Annotated in this window: 14 protein-coding genes and 1 pseudogene; 8 read left to right on the top strand and 7 right to left on the bottom strand. The window is 66.6% G+C overall.

Translation table 11 applies throughout. The features are described 5' to 3' along the window. The coding region (locus ACWEO2_RS33770) for a DNA-directed RNA polymerase subunit beta (protein ID WP_452409049.1) at window positions 1–801 on the top strand (801 nt) is incomplete at its 5' end. On the opposite strand, the gene ACWEO2_RS33765 is transcribed toward ACWEO2_RS33770, so the two are convergent. Next, entirely contained in the window at window positions 796–1,716 is a 921-nt protein-coding gene (locus ACWEO2_RS33765; protein WP_452409048.1) for an LLM class F420-dependent oxidoreductase, read from the bottom strand. The genes ACWEO2_RS33770 and ACWEO2_RS33765 overlap by 6 nt on opposite strands. 65 nt (window positions 1,717–1,781) lie before the next feature. Between ACWEO2_RS33765 and ACWEO2_RS33760 the strand changes: the two genes are divergently transcribed. Continuing rightward, entirely contained in the window at window positions 1,782–5,726 is a 3,945-nt protein-coding gene (locus ACWEO2_RS33760; protein ID WP_452409047.1) for an nSTAND1 domain-containing NTPase, read from the top strand. Here ACWEO2_RS33760 and ACWEO2_RS33755 read toward each other — a convergent pair whose 3' ends face one another. Beyond that, window positions 5,727–6,818 carry a serine hydrolase domain-containing protein gene (locus ACWEO2_RS33755; RefSeq protein WP_452409046.1) on the bottom strand — a complete coding sequence of 364 codons (1,092 nt, stop codon included), beginning with the start codon at window positions 6,816–6,818 and terminating at the stop codon, window positions 5,727–5,729. 339 nt (window positions 6,819–7,157) lie between these two features. On the opposite strand from ACWEO2_RS33755, the gene ACWEO2_RS33750 reads away from it, so the two are divergent. Further along, on the top strand, window positions 7,158–7,670 hold the full coding sequence (locus ACWEO2_RS33750; RefSeq protein WP_452409045.1) for an RDD family protein: 513 nt from the start codon (window positions 7,158–7,160) through the stop codon (window positions 7,668–7,670). A gap of 91 nt (window positions 7,671–7,761) precedes the next feature. After that, complete coding sequence (locus ACWEO2_RS33745; protein WP_452409044.1) at window positions 7,762–8,301, top strand: gluconokinase; 540 nt, start codon at window positions 7,762–7,764, stop codon at window positions 8,299–8,301. A gap of 1 nt (window position 8,302) precedes the next feature. Here the strand turns inward: ACWEO2_RS33745 and ACWEO2_RS33740 are convergent, their stop codons facing one another. Continuing rightward, window positions 8,303–8,536, bottom strand: coding sequence for a hypothetical protein (locus ACWEO2_RS33740; protein ID WP_452409053.1), 234 nt, complete (start codon window positions 8,534–8,536; stop codon window positions 8,303–8,305). On the opposite strand from ACWEO2_RS33740, the pseudogene ACWEO2_RS33735 reads away from it, so the two are divergent. After that, window positions 8,423–9,238, top strand: a pseudogene (locus tag ACWEO2_RS33735) (phosphatase PAP2 family protein); the annotation flags it as partial. The gene ACWEO2_RS33740 and the pseudogene ACWEO2_RS33735 sit on opposite strands and share 114 nt — an antisense overlap. 17 nt (window positions 9,239–9,255) lie before the next feature. Here ACWEO2_RS33735 and ACWEO2_RS33730 read toward each other — a convergent pair. Both ACWEO2_RS33730 and ACWEO2_RS33725 read right to left on the bottom strand, forming a co-directional pair. Beyond that, window positions 9,256–10,056: a M50 family metallopeptidase gene (locus ACWEO2_RS33730; protein ID WP_452409043.1), complete on the bottom strand. Its 801-nt coding sequence runs from the start codon at window positions 10,054–10,056 to the stop codon at window positions 9,256–9,258. Window positions 10,057–10,107: 51 nt separating this feature from the next. Beyond that, complete coding sequence (locus ACWEO2_RS33725) at window positions 10,108–11,163, bottom strand: Gfo/Idh/MocA family protein (protein ID WP_452409042.1); 1,056 nt, start codon at window positions 11,161–11,163, stop codon at window positions 10,108–10,110. A gap of 141 nt (window positions 11,164–11,304) precedes the next feature. Between ACWEO2_RS33725 and ACWEO2_RS33720 the strand changes: the two genes are divergently transcribed. The 3 genes from ACWEO2_RS33720 (at window position 11,305) to ACWEO2_RS33710 (ending at window position 12,997) form a co-directional block, all read left to right on the top strand. Further along, window positions 11,305–11,754: an SRPBCC family protein gene (locus ACWEO2_RS33720; RefSeq protein WP_452409041.1), complete on the top strand. Its 450-nt coding sequence runs from the start codon at window positions 11,305–11,307 to the stop codon at window positions 11,752–11,754. Next, window positions 11,747–12,187: a MarR family winged helix-turn-helix transcriptional regulator gene (locus tag ACWEO2_RS33715; RefSeq protein WP_452409040.1), complete on the top strand. Its 441-nt coding sequence runs from the start codon at window positions 11,747–11,749 to the stop codon at window positions 12,185–12,187. The genes ACWEO2_RS33720 and ACWEO2_RS33715 overlap by 8 nt, the downstream gene beginning before the upstream one ends. 93 nt (window positions 12,188–12,280) lie before the next feature. Beyond that, a complete protein-coding gene (locus tag ACWEO2_RS33710) occupies window positions 12,281–12,997 on the top strand; it encodes a class I SAM-dependent methyltransferase (RefSeq protein WP_452409039.1) in 717 nt (238 codons plus the stop codon). A gap of 11 nt (window positions 12,998–13,008) precedes the next feature. Here the strand turns inward: ACWEO2_RS33710 and ACWEO2_RS33705 are convergent, their stop codons facing one another. Continuing rightward, on the bottom strand, window positions 13,009–13,950 hold the full coding sequence (locus ACWEO2_RS33705) for a tellurite resistance/C4-dicarboxylate transporter family protein (RefSeq protein ID WP_452409038.1): 942 nt from the start codon (window positions 13,948–13,950) through the stop codon (window positions 13,009–13,011). 478 nt (window positions 13,951–14,428) lie between these two features. After that, window positions 14,429–15,169, bottom strand: a complete 741-nt coding sequence (locus ACWEO2_RS33700; protein ID WP_452409037.1) for an SDR family oxidoreductase — start codon at window positions 15,167–15,169, stop codon at window positions 14,429–14,431. Between the last annotated feature and the right edge of the window lie 32 nt (window positions 15,170–15,201).

Below are 15,201 nucleotides of genomic sequence, written 5' to 3'. Positions count from 1 at the left end.
GACATCATCCTGAACACCCATGGTGTGCCGCGTCGTATGAACATCGGCCAGATCTTGGAGACCCACCTCGGGTGGATCGGCAAGGCGGGCTGGGATGTCGGCGTCGGTGCGGACGGCGACCGCCCGGACTGGGCCAAGGCGCTGCCGGAGGAGATGCTGGCGGCTCCGGCCGATTCCAACATCGCCACCCCGGTGTTCGACGGTGCCCGCGAAGAGGAACTGACCGGTCTGCTGTCCTCGACCCTGCCGAACCGCGATGGTGAGCGCATGGTCGACGACAACGGCAAGTCGACGCTGTTCGACGGCCGTTCCGGTGAGCCGTTCCCGTACCCGGTCGCGGTGGGCTACATGTACATCCTGAAGCTGCACCACTTGGTCGACGACAAGATCCACGCCCGTTCGACCGGTCCGTACTCGATGATCACCCAGCAGCCGCTCGGTGGTAAGGCACAGTTCGGTGGTCAGCGCTTCGGTGAAATGGAGTGCTGGGCCATGCAGGCCTACGGCGCTGCCTACACGCTGCAGGAACTGCTCACCATCAAATCCGACGACATCGCTGGCCGCGTCAAGGTGTACGAGGCGATCGTCAAGGGCGAGAACATTCCGGAGCCGGGCATCCCGGAATCGTTCAAGGTGCTTCTCAAGGAACTCCAGTCACTGTGCCTCAATGTCGAGGTGCTCTCCGCCGAAGGCGCCGCGATCGAAATGCGCGACGCCGAAGACGATGAGATCGATCGGGCGGCCGCGAATCTGGGAATCAACCTGTCCCGCACCGAATCCGCCACCGTGGACGATCTATAGCTGTGACAACACCTCGGCCGCAATGAGTTCGAGGTGGGCCAGGTCGTCGAGGTCGAGGATCTGGAGGTAGATGCGGGAGGCGCCGATCTCGGCGTAGCGGGCAATCTTGTCGACCACCTCGGCAGGGGAGCCCGCGAGCCCATTGGTCTTCAGTTCAGCTACCTCGCGGCCGATGGCGTCGGCGCGGCGGGCCACCTCGGCGTCAGAGGCGCCGACACAGGCCACCAGGGCATTGGAATAGACCAGATCGTCGGCGCGGCGGCCGCGGGCCGCGACGGCGGCGCGGACGCGGTCGAATTGGCGGGCGCTGTCCTCGATGGAGCCGAAGGGCATATTGAATTCGGTTGCGTAGGTGGCCGCCAGGCGCGGGGTTCGGGTGGCGCCGTGTCCGCCGATCAGGATCGGCACCGAATCCTGTACCGGCTTCGGTAGCGCGGGAGAGTCGGTGAGCTGATAGTGCTGTCCGTCGAAGGTGAATTTGTCGCCGACCTTGCTCGCCCACAGTCCGGTGATGATCGCGAGCTGTTCTTCGAACCTGGTGAATTTGTCCTGCGGGAACGGGATGCCATAGGCGGTGTGTTCATCGGCGAACCAGCTGCTGCCGAGGCCGAGTTCGACTCGGCCGCCGGACATTTGATCGACCTGGGCGACCTGGATGGCCAGCGGTCCGGGCAGCCGGAAGGTGGCGGCGGTGACCAGGGTGCCGAGCCGGATGTGCTTGGTCTCCCTGGCCAGTCCGGCCAGTGTGATCCAGGCGTCGGTCGGGCCGGGCAGGCCGTCGGCGCCGCCCATGGCCAGATAGTGGTCGGAGCGGAAGAACGCGTCGAATCCCAGATCCTCGGTGGCCTTGGCGACGGTGAGCAGCGTGTCATAACTGGCACCCTGCTGTGGTTCGGTGAAGATGCGTAGCTCCATGCCTACCATGGTGCCCGAAATTGATCTTGCAGATGGTCTGTGCGTGCGCCACCTATCATTGGCCCGTGGTTGGCGCGGTCGAATCGGAATCCGAGCTACGGAAGGCATCGCCGAGGACGGTATTCGCCCAGCGCCTGATGAGCCTGTTCGAGGCCGCGGGCAATCCGAAGCTGCGGCAGGTGGCCAGCGCGGCCGAGGCGCGGATGAAGGCCACCCGCGGACCCGTCAAGGGGAGTGCGGCATCGCTGCAGCGGATCAGTGACTGGCGCTCGGGCCGCAATGTGCCCGCGCAGTTCGAGACGCTGCTGCCGGTTCTGCTGACGCTCATCGATCTGAGCACGACGTCGGCCACGCCGGTGGACCGTGTGCTGGTGGATCTGCCGCAGTGGCGGCGGCTGTGGCATGCGGCCGTCACCTGGAAGCCGGAGACCGATCCGGCCAGTGCGGTCTGCCCCTATCGGGGCCTGACCGCCTATCAATCCGATGACGCCGCATGGTTTTTCGGCCGCGGCCGGGCCACCACCGAATTCATCGAGTTGATGTTGAGCACGCTCGATGCGGCGACCGGGGGCGGCATTGTCGCCCTGGTCGGCGCATCGGGCGCGGGCAAATCCTCGTTGCTGCACGCGGGCTTGATCCCGGCCGTCCGCAGGATCGAAAAGGATTGGCAGATCACGACTCTCACCCCCGGTGCGCGACCACAGGCCGCGCTGGCGGAAGCGGTGGGGGATGCCTGGGCGATCGGCAAATACGGTGTGCTGATCGTGGACCAGTTCGAGGAGCTGTTCACCGCCTGCCAGGACGAGCAGGAACGCGAGGATTTCCTGACCGAGCTGGCAGCACTGGCCGGGCCGCATGAAAAGCGATGGGCAACAGTAGCTTTGGCTATCCGAGCCGATTTCTACGCACCATGCCTCGACTACCCGATCCTCGAGGACGTGCTGAACAATCGCGGCTACGTACTCGGTCCGATGCGCCTGAGCGAACTGTCCGAGGCCATTACCGGCCCGGCCGCCGCGGCGGGCCTCGAACTCGAACCCGGATCGGTCGAGTTGGTGGTCACCGAACTGTGCGGTCTCGGCGATCATCAGAACCGGCGCAGCTACGATCCCGGCGCGCTGCCGCTGCTCTCTCATGTCATGGCGGCGACCTGGGAACATCGGGAACGACTTCGCCTGACCGTGGCCGGATACCGCAAGGCGGGCGGCGTCACGGGTTCGGTCGCCGCGACCGCCGAACAGGCCTGGGCCGGACTCACCGTCGCCCAGCAGATCGAGGCGAAGTCGCTGCTGCTGAGCCTGGTCAGCGTCGGACCCGATGGTCACGACACCAGGCGTCGCGCGGCCCGCGCCGAATTGCTCACCCGGGCAGTGGATTCCGAGGCAGCCGATGCGGTCCTGGAGACGCTGGTCCATGCCAGGCTGGTCACCTCCGATGCCGACAGCGTCTACTTCACTCACGAAATCGTGCTGCGGGCCTGGCCCCGCCTGCGGGCCTGGATCGAGGAGGACCGCGTCGGCTACCTGGTGCGCCAACGGCTGGAAGCCGATGCGGCGGACTGGGTCTCCTCAGGCAGCGATCCGGCGCTGCTGTACCGCGGCACCCGGCTGGCGACGGCGCAGGAAGCCGCGGACCGGCATCCGGCCACCGAGACCGTAGCCGAATTCCTCACCGCCGCACAGCTTTCCCGCACTACATCGCGACGCTGGGCCGCCGCGACCCGCATGGTGCTCGCACTGCTCGGCGTCGGCGTGCTCGTGCTGGGCATCGCCGCGTACGGCCAAGTCAGATTGAAGGACGAACAGCAGGACAATGCCCTGCTGTCGGCGCTGCTCACCGAGTCGGAGAGTCTGCGCAGTACCGACCCGACCTTGTCGGCCCAACTGGACCTGGTCGCCCATCGCCTCAAACCCGATGACCCGGAAGTGAATTCGCGGCTGCTGAGCACGCAGAACCTGCCGCTGGCGACGCCGCTGACCGGCCACGCGGGCGCGGTCAACCAAGTCGCGTATCAGCCGGGCGGCGCACTGCTGGCCTCCGCGGGCGAGGACGGCACCGTCCGGCTCTGGGGTCTCGCCGATCGAGCGCATCCACAGCCGATGGGTACACCGCTGAACTGCGATGGCGCGGCGATCTCGGTGACATTCAGCCCGGACGGAAAACTCCTGGCCGCGGCCTGCGGCTACGCATTGCAGCTCTGGAGTGTCGAAGACCCGCGGCATCCGGTCCTGGTTGCGCGCCCGACCGGCGGCGGGGTGACCCAGGTGGTCTTCGGCCCCAGCGGACGGATCATGGCGGCGGCCGACAACAATCGCGCCGTCACGCTGTGGAATTTGCAGAATCCGGCAGTGCCGATGAGAATCGGTGCGCCACTGCTGATTCCACAGCAGATCCGATCGATGGCATTCCACCCCGGGGGATCCTGGCTCGCCGTCGCCTACGACGACGCGATCCAACTGCTGACCGTCGGCGGCGCCCCGAAACCGCTCGGCGCGCCGATTTCGATACCGGCGCGGCCGGTGCGAGCGGTGGCGGTCGGCCCCGATGGTGTCACCCTGGCGGTCGGCAGCGGTGGCGACTCGGCGTGGTCGGAGAACCGCGGTGATGCGACCGTCGGACTGTGGGATCTCGCCGATCCGCTCCGGCCGGTCCTGCGCACTTCGTTGCTCGCGGCGACCAAATCGGCGGTGCGATCGCTGGCATTCAGTCCGGACGGGGACACCCTGGCGACCGGCAATCGCACCGGCGTGACGGTCTGGAATATCGCCGACCGCGCCGCCGCGACGCCGCTGGGTGAACCGCTGCTGGCATCGTCGTCGCCATGCCCCGAGGTCAGTACCATGGTGGTCTGTCAGGACGCGCAGAACTCGCTGGCCTTCGGTCCGGACGGGCATACCGTCGCGGCTGCCGGAGCGCTCGGCGTGGTCCGGTTCTGGTCGCTGGCACCAGCCGTCCTCGGCGGACGGTTCGGGTGGTTGCCGGTACCGCCCGCGTTCAGCGCCGAGGGCACCATGGTGACCGGCGCGATCAATGGCCAGACCGAGCTGTGGGATGTGGGTGACCGCGCGATCCTGCGCAAATTGGCCGATCTCGGGCCCGGCCCCACCGAGCTGTACGCGGCTGGCGCCTCGCTAAGCCGCGACGGGCGCACGGTGGCCTCGACTGTCGGGACGCCGCCTCGGGTCCTGCTGCACGATGTCAGCGATGCCGCCCACGCGCGGACGATAGCGGAGCTGCCCGGCGTCTTCGCCGCGATGTTCAGTCCGGGCGGTCGCTATCTGTGGACCATCGCATCCGATGCCGCCTTTTCGTTCCAGGTGTGGGATCTGGTCGACCCCGCGCATCCGGTCCCGCTCGGTAACCGGATGCCGCTGTCCACCGGAGGGTGGGGCGCGTTCGCCATGTACGGTGCGCGGGACGAGCTGATGGCGACGATGGCCTCGGATCGCACGGTTTCCGGACAGATCGGGTATGTGATCCGGCTCTGGGATCTGTCGAATCCGGCCGAACCGCGTGTGGTCAGCGAGCTTGCGAGCGAATCGGCCAAACCGTTCGGCTGGATCGGCATGACGCCGGACGGTAAGACCCTGGTCAGTCTCGCCGCCGACACCCTGCAGGTCTGGGATATCACCGAGCCCGCCAGGGTACGCAAACTCGGTGAGCCCATCGCCACACACGGTTTGAACGTGCTCTCGGTCGACTTCAGCCCGGACAGCGCGACGATGGCGACCTCGAGTGCGGATTCCACGGTGCGTCTGTGGGATTTCACCGACCGCGGACATCCGAAACCGCTCGGCCACTCCATCACCGTGCCGAGCACCACGACGTGGCAGTTGGCCTTCGATCCGGCGGGCCGCTATCTGGTCGGCACCGGCAACGGGGTGATGAGCATGTGGGATCTGGATCCGCAGCACGCGATCGCGCGCATCTGCGATGTCGGCCGCGCGGTGCTGACCCGCGAGGTGTGGCAGGCGCATATGCCGCGGATGGCCTACCGACCGCCCTGCTGATCAGCGTGCACAGAAGGTTCGTACGGCGGCGCCGCCGAGCATTTCGTCGCGTGTGTCGTCGGCGAGCAGGTGGAATTCGTTCACGGTGAGCAGCACGACGCGGCTGCCGTCCTCGCTGGCGATGATCCGGCTGTCGTAGCCGAGTACCCGGCCGATGTAGGCCCAAGCCGGACCGCAGGGTGTCTGCGTGTGCATGATGCCGAGTCCGTAGTCGTTGCCGCTGTGCTCTGTCGGCACGGTCGTGGTGAGTTCGGCCTGCTGTTCGGGTGGCAGCAGGCGGCCGGAGAACAGGGCGCGGGCGAGGGTGGCGAAATCGTCGAGGGTGGAGACCATCGCGCCCGCCGCACCGTAGATCTGTGGGTCGGTGACCGGGATATCGCGGTGCCAGGTGTAGCCGTGCAGCCGGTTGCCGTGCAGATTCGGGTCGGTGACGGGAAAGGTGGTGTCGCGCAACTGCAGTGGTTCGATAATGCGTTCGCGCACTTCATCGGCCGGGTGCCGGCCGGTGACGGCGGTGATCACCATGCCGGCGACGATGTAGTTGGTGTTGGTGTAAGCGAACCGCTCGCCCGGTGCCCCGGTTCGGGCTCGCTGCATCGCGATATCGACAAGTGACTGCGGCGAGTGAGCCGGTAGCGGGTCGAACCCGGCGAAGTAGGGCAGCGAGATCCGTGGATCGTCGGCGTACTCCGGCAGCCCTGAGGTGTGGTTGAGCAGTTGGCGGACGGTGATACCCGCACTGTCGGGTACCGCGCCGGGAATCCATCTGTCGATGGGGTCGTCGAGGGAGAGCCGATGTTCGGCTTCCAGTTGCAGTAGCACTACTGCCACAAATGCTTTCGTGAAGCTCCCGATGCGGAACTGCGCGGCTGGGTCGGCGGCGGTTCGGGTGGACAGCTCGCCGTAGCCGGCGTGCACATAGCGCGTTTCGGAACCATTGCGGACCAATCCGATGACGCCCGGGAAGCCGCTCGCGACGGCGGCGTCGGCGCCCGCCTGCAAGATATCGACCGGCTCCTCGGCGCGCGCGGTGCCGGGCATTGCCAAAACGATGAGCCCAGCGGCGACCAGCGCCCTGACCGAAGTCGTCACCGAATTCCCCTCCCGCGCCATCCCGGCCTGTTCCGAGGCATCAAGTTACCGCAACCGGGCTGGTCCGACATTCCGGCATTCCGGTCCGGAATTTCGGTGTGAGCCCGTGAACTGCGCGGATACGACACTCGGCCGGCCGATCGGTAGCTGCGTGCCCGGCCCGCCGCATAGCGTTCGGTCGTCGGCTTGCTCCGGCGAACCATCCGGAAATCGAGGTCCGGAATGGCGTGCGGGAATGGGAATCATATCGGCCGGGCCATGTGGAGGGGAGTTCGGCGGGCAGACTCCTGTTCCCGCCGCAGGCCCCGGACCGCCACCAATCACACCGAAGGGGAATCTTTGAGCACGCCCGGCACCGCTTATCTCACCATCCCCTCCGGTCGATATCGGCTCGCGGGCATGGGATCCCGGCTGGGCGCGCGGCTCATCGACACCGTCATCGTCGGCATTCCGATCGGCATCGTCGCCGCGGTCGTCGTTGTGAGCGCGGACTCATCGAGCGAATTCGCCACCGAAACCGAAGCCGGCATCGGCGTCGGCACCGCACTGCTCGTCGTGCTGCTCGGCTTGGTCGCCAGCATTGCCTACGAGGTCGGCCTGACCGCGACCCAGGGCGCGACCTTCGGAAAGAAGGTGCTCGGCATCCGTGTCGTGCGTGCCGATACCGCGGCCGCGCCGGGGGAGGGCATCGGCGCTGTGGCCGCAGGCACCCGCTGGGCCGCCCTCGTCCTGCCGAGTGTGGTCTGCGCCGTCTGGGGCGTGCTGTGTGCGTTGTCGCCCTACTTCGACAAGCTCGCCCGTCAGGGCTGGCACGATAAGGCCGCGAAAACCTTTGTCCTGGTGGCGTCCTAGTGAGCCGGGAGTTTGCTCCCTACCGCTAGGGTCGAAAGCTCGAGGAGTCGTCGGCGCGTGCCCGGCCGAATGAGTGCGGAGGTCCATTGAGATGAGGGGTGGTGGCCGGGTGATGGGTGGGCCCGAACGGTCGGCAGCGCCGGTCATCGTCGTGATGGGTGTCTCCGGATGCGGAAAGTCCACGGTCGGTGCGCTGTTGGCCGACACGCTGCACATCGAATACGCCGAGGGTGACGCCTTCCATCCGGCCGCCAATATCGCGAAGATGGCGGCCGGGGTGCCGCTGACGGATTCCGATCGCGCGCCGTGGCTCGATATCGTGGCGGCCTGGCTGGGGGAGCGGCAGGAGCGCGGCGGCGTGGTCAGCTGCTCGGGGCTCAAGCGGAGTTACCGCGATCGGCTGCGTGCGGCGGCGCCAGGGGCGTTCTTCGTCCATCTGGCCGCATCGCGTGCGGAACTTGCCCGGCGAATGGCTGAGCGCCGCGGCCATTTCATGCCATCGACGCTGCTCGATTCGCAGCTCGCGGCATTGCAGCCATTGGCTTGCGACGAGCTCGGTGTCACCGTCGATGCGACGAAGGATCCCGCCGAACTGGTCCGCGAAGCGGTCACGGCATGGGAGTCGAACTAGCTCAGGTCCGGTCGGAGTGCGTGCGGCTGCGCCCGAGGCGTATTGCGGCCAGCCAGGCGATACCGATGATGATCAGCGGAATGATCAGCAGCAGTGGAACCGTCGCCGCACCCGCGATCGGATGCAGCCAGCCTGCGACGGAGTCGCATACGGCGTCGATCAGCGCACGAGCCAACTCCGCCACTGGAGAGTGCTCGTCCGGCCCGGTGCTGGCATGGTCCGGCCATCGATTCACGGCCAACACACTACGACATCGGATCGGCGTGTCCAGCATTTCCGCAGGAGAACACTCAGCAACTTCTCAGCGCCGATCTGCAATCGTGTTGGAATGACGAATCGCCACGCGCCGCCGCTCCCCGTTCCGGTCTGGGGTATCGCAGTGCTGGCCGCAGTGGTCGTCGGCATCACGGTCAGCGTCCTCGGCCACGACGGTGTCACCGTGATCGACCGGCCGGGAACCGATTGGATCGTCGAGCACCGTGCCGCGGTGGTGACGCCGGTCGCGATCGGGATCAGCGATCTGGGCGGCACGCTGCCGATGACGACGTTGGCGGTGGTGCTGTGTCTCGGGCTGGCCTGGCGTCGGCGGTGGGCGGAGGCGGTGCTGGTCGGTGTCGCCACCGGGGGCGCCGGAGTGCTCGTCGTGGTCGGCAAGCACCTGATCGGCCGCAGCCGCCCGCCCGCGGCCGACCATCTCGTCACCGAGACCAATCAGGCCTTTCCGTCCGGACATAGTCTCGGCTCGATTGTGGTGATCGGAGTCCTTGTCGCGGTGGTACTTTCGCGACCGCATCGCCCGGCCACCCGCCGGATCACGGTCATTGTCGCGGCGGTGTTCGTTGGGGCCGTTGGCCTTTCCCGATGGTATCTGGGCGTGCACTGGCCCACCGATATTCTCGGCGGCTGGTGTATGGGCGCACTGTGGCTCGCGCTCTGCCTTGCGGCGTACCAGATCTATCGGCCCGACAAGGCCGGTGCCGTGCAGGTGGCGTCGGAGACATTGGGAATGCACACGCCCGCGGCCTCGGACAGCAGCAGCGCGCCGCCGACCAGCGCGGCGACGGCGATCGCGCCGAAGACGAACACCCAGAGCAATCCGGGCAGATGAGTGAGCCGGGCGAGCTGATCGGCATCGGAATCCGCGCCCTGCGGCATATTCCAGCGCCGAACCCGGCCACGTTGCAGTTCGATGACCGGCCGGGTGCCTGCGAGCAGCAGGAACCACGCGCCGAGGTAGGCGAAACCCGCTTGCACCGTATCGGTTCCGAACCAGGACACGGCGAACACGATGGCGCCCAAGCCGAATACCGTCAGCAGTCCGTAGACGTTGCGCACCTTGATCAGCACGGCGGCGAGCAGGGCGATCGCGGTCCACAGCATCAGCGTGATGCGGTTGGCACCCAGTAGCGCGGCGAAGCCGAGACCCAGCAGCGGTGGCGATGGGTAGCCCGCCATCGCGGTGAGAATCATGCCGAGGCCGTAGGGTTTTCCGCTCGATACGGTCAGGCCGGAGGTGTCGGAATGCAGGGTGATGCTGTTGAGTCGGCGACCGGTCAGCAGCGCGGTGAGCGCGTGACCACCCTCGTGCGCGATGGTGACCACATTGCGGGTGACCCGCCACAGCGGGCTGTATCCGACGAGAATCAACGCCGCCGCCGCTGTCGCGAGAACCAACCACCACGGTGGTGCTGCCTGGGTTGTGGTGAGCCGGTCCGCGATGGAGGCGCCGTGCTCGACGAATTCCGCTGTTTGCACCGCCGCACCTTATCCGGCGACGGTGAGCTTCGCTGCTTGGTCGTGAGCGGATCAGGCGGTGACGGCCTCGCCGCGGCTCGCCGATAGTCGGGCGGCGTCGAGCAGTCGCAGGGTGGTGACGGCATCGCGCGGGTCGACCGGAACGGGTGCGCCGTCGAGGATCGCGGCGGCCATGCCGGAGTAGAACGCGGGGTAGTCGCCCGCGAGCGTCGCGACGGGTTCGACGGCCGGTTCGGCGCCGAGCACGCCCCATCGTTCGGGTTCGACGGTGCCCCAAGGTCGGTCACTGTCATCGGGCCGGCGGCCCGAACGCAGCGCCTCCTCCTGGGGGTCCAATCCATAAGTGACGTAACCGGATTCGGAACCGAGTACCCGAAAACGAGGCCCCAACTGCGGTGTAACCGCGCTCATCCATAAGTGTGACCGCACGCCCGAAGTGTGGGTGAGTGCGACGAACGCGTCGTCATCGGTCTGGATGCCGGGCCGTCGCCGATCCAACTCGCCGTATACCGAGCGCACCGGACCGAAGAGCGTCACCGCCTGGTCGATGAGATGGCTGCCGAGATCGAACAGCAGACCGGCGCCCTCGTCGGCGGAACCGACCTCGCGCCAGCCGCCCTTCGGCACCGGCCGCCACCGCTCGAACCGGGATTCGAACCGGCGCACATCGCCGAGTCGCCCGTCCGCAATCAGCCGCTGCACTGTCAGGAAATCGCCGTCCCAGCGCCGATTCTGGAATACCGACAACGCGACACCGGCGCGCTCGGCCCGCGCGATCAGATCCTCGCCCTCGGCCACGCTCACCGCGAACGGTTTGTCGACGACCACCGGCAACCCGGTGTCCAACGCCTGCCGCGCCAGTGGCGCGTGCGTCCGATTGGGCGTCGCGATGACCACCAGGTCGATATCGGCGATATCGGCGAACAATGCCTCCGCGCTCGGCGCCACCCGCACCCCGGGATGTTCGCGTCGCGCCTGCTCGGCCCGTTCCGGCGATCCCGTGACCACCGCCGCCACCCGCATGCGCGGCTGCGCAGCGATCAGCGGCGCATGGAAGACCGATCCCGCCAAACCGTATCCGACGATGGCGACCTGAAGTCTGCTCATCGCTGCGACGCTACCGCCGAACCCGCCGCGGGATGTAGTGCGTGCGAAATCCTGGCCGAACCATTGACTTGTTGTTGCGACAACAGATACTGTTGTTGCAACAACAAGTTGCCGCCGCTGGCGGAGTCAGGGAGTGTTCCGATGTATGTGATTCACGAACAAGCCGTAATCACCGGAGGGATCGAGGAGATCTGGCAGGCGGCCACCGATGTCGCCAACTGGCCGTCCTGGGATCCGCATGAGGAGAAGGCTCGGATCGACGGGGTGTTCGCGCCGGGGACGACCGGCTGGGTGAAACCCAAAGGCGCGCCAGCCGGTCCGTTCACCATCATCGCGGTCGAGCCGGGACGTTCATGGACCAGTGAGGCCGGAATTCCGTTCGGCAAGATTCGCGGCCATTACACCTATGAACCGCTCGGCGACGGGACGGTGCGGGTCGGGAAGCGGATGGAGGTGCACGGTCCGTTCCGGCCGATCTTCCGATTGATCTGGGAGCGCGGCATCCGCGCCGATATGCATCTGACCATCGCGGCGCTGGAGGTCGAGGCGCGACGACTGGCGGGTGCGACGCAGGAGCTCGAACGTGGCTGAACCGCGGGGCCCGCTGATGAGCCCCGGGTTCTGGCTGCACCACGCAGCGCTGGAGTGGCGCGCCACCGTGGAACGCAACCTCCGCCCGCTCGGCCTCACGCTGACGCAGTTCAATTTGCTCGCCTCCGCGGGCTGGCTCGGCAGACAGGATGCGGAGCTACCGACTCAGCAGCAAGTTGTGGATATGGCGGGCGCGGACCGGATGATGGGGTCTCGGGTCATCCGCGTCCTGGAAGATCGCGCCCTGCTGGTCCGTCGCCCGGATTCCGATGACGCAAGAATCCTGCGCATCGAGGTGACCGCGGAGGGGCGCGATCTCGCCCGCCGGGCCATCCGGATCGTCGTCGATACCGACCTACAGGTATTCGGGCCCGATAGTGACGCGCTACGCGACCAGCTCAAATCGATTGCCGCCCGGCGTGGCGGGAGATGACGCGACATGAAAGCGGAGAATAAACCTCCGCTTTCGGTTAGCATTACCTGTGTCGAGTTCCCTGTAGTTCTCATCGAAGCAAGGGGCGAGTTCATGACCGAAAGTGATGCATTATCGCAGTTCGATCCGACAAAAATTGATTTCGAACAGGCATATCGGGCTAAAACGGTCGTCGAAGGCGTGCCGATGGGTCGGGTGCCGTGGGATATCGGCAGACCGCAACCGCTGCTTGTCGAATTCGAGCATGCGGGCCGCATTACGGGGCAGGTCCTCGATATCGGCTGCGGGCCGGGGGATAACGCCATCTATCTCGCGAGCCTTGGCTATCAGGTGGTCGGCCTGGATTCCTCGCCCACCGCGATCGACGAGGCCCGCGCCCGCGCCGCGGCTCGCGATGTGGCCGTCATCTTCTCCATCGCCGATGCAACCCGGCTCGACGGCTATGACGCTCGGTTCGACACGGTGATCAGCAGTGCGCTGTTCCATTGCCTCGCGCCCGAACAGCGCCGAGATCATATCGCCGCGCTGCATCGCGTCATGCGCCCCGGCGCTCGGCTCATCCAATTCTGTTTCGTGGACCGGGGACACAGCGAGGCGTACGCACCGCACCAGATCGGTGCGGCCGAACTGCGTACCAGCTACGCGCCACCGGGCTGGTCGCTGAATACGCTGCGCACCGATCGGATGGTGGCGATCATGCCACCGGAATCAGTGCGAGATATGTTGACCGAGCGCGGAGTTGAGCTCGAGACCGACGAGACGGGCGCACTGTTGCTGCCGTTCTGGGTATTGGAGGCCGAGCGAATCTGATCGGGGGCCGATTACGCGGACCGATCGGATTCGAATGCCCTTCGGTCCGCGAGCAATACGGTGAATGTGAGCACCCACGCCCCGACCGTGACCACCATCAGCAGCTTGCCGAGCGTCTCCAGCGCGGACATATCGACGGCCGTACCGACGGCCAGTGCGGCGACAGCGGTCATGCCGAGCGGGAAGATAGTGGCCCAGCGCCGGATATCGTATTCGGGTCGTGGGCGGATCACCTCGGCGACTATCAGGATCGCATAGCCGAACAGGTTGAGGCCCAATACGATCAGTGCCACCACCCGAAGCATCTGATGCGGGAGGCCGGTCCACTGGTGCGCGGCAACGAGTCTGGCGGCGGCCAGCGCCGAGATCGCCAGCGCGCCGGTTGCCACCCACTGATCGCCCGCGCCGATCCACACCTGCTGAATCTCGAAGTGGGCGAACGCCGCGGCATACACCAGCAGACCCAGCCCGAAGAGCAGCAGACCAGCCCACGCGAGCCAATCGCCGACCTCGGCCTGCGCCAGCGTTCCGGCCAGTACGGCGAGCCCCTGCGTCGAAACGCAGACCAGGAATGCCACGCCAGGCATCCGGTGATTCCAGTGCCGCACCACCGCGAGCAGCAGTCCGGGCCACAGCACCGCCGCCACCGCCAACAGCGCGCACGCCGCAAGCTGCCAGCCCGCCAGCGATAATCGGGTGCCGAGCACCGTCGTCGCCGCGACCGCGGTCAATGCGGGCGGCGTATCGGCCTCGGCCTCCCATTGCTGCCGATGCCACCGCAGCCGCGTGCCGAAGTCGACCGCGAGCAGCACCCAGACCGCCGCCGCGAGCGCGAAGACCAGCCACGAGACCGCCTCGAATCCGGTGAGATGCAGCCCCACCGACACGATTCCGGTCGCCATGACGAATGAGCCCGCCACCGGCGGTAGCTCCTGCCACCATCGCTGTGCCACCCGAATATCACAACTCGAGAGTCGATCTTGGTCAAGCAACTCGGTAGCAAATTATTTCGGCGAGGTGGCTCTGCGATTCCGTGCCGGTGGGTTTTGATGAAGCCCGATAGTCGTGCACACCGTCCGAAGATAGGTGGCAGGATCTATGGCGCACCCCGATGCTCTGTTATTGCGGACCGGCAAATTCTTTCGCCGCGAGCGGCTATCGCTCCGACCTGCATATCGTGCAGTAAGTCGGCGGCTGGGCGGGTGACACCTTTTGCTGCGACCGCTATCTGCGACATTCGCGGCATCTTGCTGCGGACGTACCGAGAAGCCGAGCGGCGCACCGGTGATCCGGTCACCGCATCGGCCGAGATCTAGGTCGATCCGATGCAGCGCGGGGAATATCAGCAAGCCAGAAGCAAATGCGGTCTGGTGTGGGCGAATTGGGATGGCGAGAGTTGCCCGACTTCCGGCCCGTGGTCCTCGCTGATTCTCAGAGCTGAGTGCCGCCGCCGTCCACGGCGAGTTCGGCGCCGGTGGTGTAGGTGGCGTCGAAGGCGAGGAACAGTGCCGCATTGGTGACTTCGGACGGGGTTCCCAGGCGCAGCATGGGGATCTGCGCGGCGAGCGCTTTCGCCTGCTCGGCGACCTGTGGGGGCGTTGGCTTGTCCGGGATCGCGGTGTCGATGGGGCCGGGGCTGACCGCGTTGACGCGGATCTTTCGCGGGAGCAGTTCCCGGGCCAGGCTGCGGGTCATCGAGCGTAGTGCCGCCTTGCTGGCCGCGTAGGCGCTGAGCATCGGCAGGCCCAGCACATTGACGGCCGAGGTGGTGAGCACCACCCCGCTGCCCTCGGCCAGCAGCGGAGCGAGTTTCTGCACCGTGAAATACGGGCCTTTGGCGTTGATCGTCAGCAGGTGGTCCAACAACTCCGCACTCGTCGCCTCGAACGGTGCGGAGCCGGTGACCCCGGCATTGGCGAACAGGGCGTCGACCGTGCCGAACTCGGCTTTCACCCGGTCGGTCAGGGCCTGGATATCGGACAATGACGCCGCGTCGCTGCGGACCGCGATCACGTTCTCGCCGAGCTGGTCGCGGGCGGCATCCAGCTTGTCCTCGTCACGCCCGGTGATCAGCACGCGTGCCCCTTCGTCCACGAGCGACCGCGCGGTGGCCAGGCCCAAACCGCTACTGCCGCCCGTGATTACGACCTTCTTGTCCGCATACTTGCCCATATCGAATATCTCTCCAGTTTCTGGAATCGGTG

This window comes from Nocardia sp. NPDC004278 (assembly GCF_053602975.1).
Note: the sequence above shows the minus strand (reverse complement) of the source record. Positions and strands in the feature narration are given on the sequence as shown.